This is a genomic window from Methylobacterium brachiatum (assembly GCF_900113845.1).
Classification (GTDB): domain Bacteria; phylum Pseudomonadota; class Alphaproteobacteria; order Rhizobiales; family Beijerinckiaceae; genus Methylobacterium; species Methylobacterium brachiatum.
Genome location: NZ_FOQW01000046.1, coordinates 1 through 1,632 on the forward strand (window position 1 = coordinate 1; position 1,632 = coordinate 1,632).

The window sequence follows — 1,632 nt, forward strand, 5'->3', positions numbered from 1 at the left end:
GCGGACACCGCCAAGATGGGCGGCGCGAACGTGGTCGTGCGCCTCGGCACCGGCCATCTGTTCAACCTCGGCCAGCTCGTGGCCGCCAATGCCCTTGACATCGAGGCCGGCGACTTCGGCAACGGGCCCGTCGGACGCGTCGCCGGAAAGACCGTCCGCCTCGCGCTCACCGGCGCAGCCGACAACCGCGGCCGTATCGAGGCCACCGGAGACCTCATCCTCACGACCGAGCACCTCGCCAACAGCGGGGTAATCCTGATTGGCGGAGCGATGACGCTCCAGATCGCCGGGTCGTTTACCAATGGCGGCAACCTTCTCGGCCGCTCGTTCGAGCTGCGCGTTGGAGGTGACCTCGCCAACAAAGGCCAGATCGGCGCCCGCGACGACCTGACGGTCAAGGTCGGCGGCCGGGTCGATAACACCGGCAGCCTGGTCGCCCAGGACGGCGACCTCAACCTCACCGCCGGTGGTCTCATCGCCTCCAGCGGCGACGTCGTCGCCGGCCGCCGCCTCGCGCTGACCGCAGCTGCCTACGAGACGCCAGCGGACACCGCCAAGATGGGCGGCGCGACCGTGGTCGTGCGCCTCGGCACCGGCCACCTGATCAACCTCGGCGGGATCGTGGCCGCCAACGGCCTCGACGTCGAAGCCGGCGACTTCGGCAACGGGCCCTCAGGACGCGTCGCTGGGAAGACCATCCGCCTCGCATTGACCGGCGCCACCGACAACCGCGGCCGCATCGAGGCCACCGGAGATCTCACCTTCTCCACGTTAGCCCTTATTAACAGCCGAGAGATCTTGGCGAACGGTGCGGGCAAGCTTCAGGTCGCTGGCGCCTTGTTCAACAGCGGGCGCATTCTCGGCCGAACATATGTACTTCAGGTGGGAGGTGGCCTCAGCAACACCGTTCAGATCGGTGCTGTCGATAATCTGGCGATCGTCGCTGGCGGCCGGATCGACAATGCCGGCAGCCTGATCGCCTTGAGCGGCGACCTTAGCCTCAGCGCCGGCGGCGTCGTCTCCTCCAGCGGCGACGTCGTCGCCGGCGGCCGCCTCGCGCTGACCGCGGCCGCCTACGAGGTCATCGCGGACACCGCCAAGACGGGCGGCACCGAAGTGGTCATGCGCCTCGGCACCGGCCACCTGATCAACCTCGGCCAGTTCGTGGCCGTCAACGGCCTCGACGTTGAGGCCGGCGACTTCGGCAACGGACCCTACGGGCGCCTCTCTGGCACGAGCGTTCGCCTCGCTCTTTCGGGCACCACAGACAATCGCGGCCGTATCGAGGCCACCGGCGACCTCACTCTCTCGGCCGGCAGCCTAACTAGCTCGGGTTCGATCCTCGCCAATGGCGCGGGCAAGCTCCGAGTTGCTGGCGCCCTGTTTAACGACGGAAATATCCTTGGCCGCACTTTCGTCGTGCAGGTCGGAGGTGACCTCGGCAACACCGATCAGATCGGCGCGCTCGAAGCGTTGACGGTTGCAGTCGGCGGCCGAGTCAACAACGCTGGCAGTCTGATCGTCCTGGATGGCGACCTCAACCTCACCGCCGGCGGCATCGTCGCCTCCACAGGCAAGATCATCGCTAACCAGGGCCGCCTCGCGCTGACCGCCGGCGGCTACGAGGCCACC

Annotated in this window: 1 protein-coding gene; it reads left to right on the forward strand. The window is 67.8% G+C overall.

The features are described 5' to 3' along the window. Positions 1-15: 15 nt before the first annotated feature. Positions 16-1,632: autotransporter outer membrane beta-barrel domain-containing protein (locus BMZ47_RS27675; RefSeq protein WP_208601129.1), on the forward strand; the 1,617-nt coding region annotated here is incomplete at its 3' end.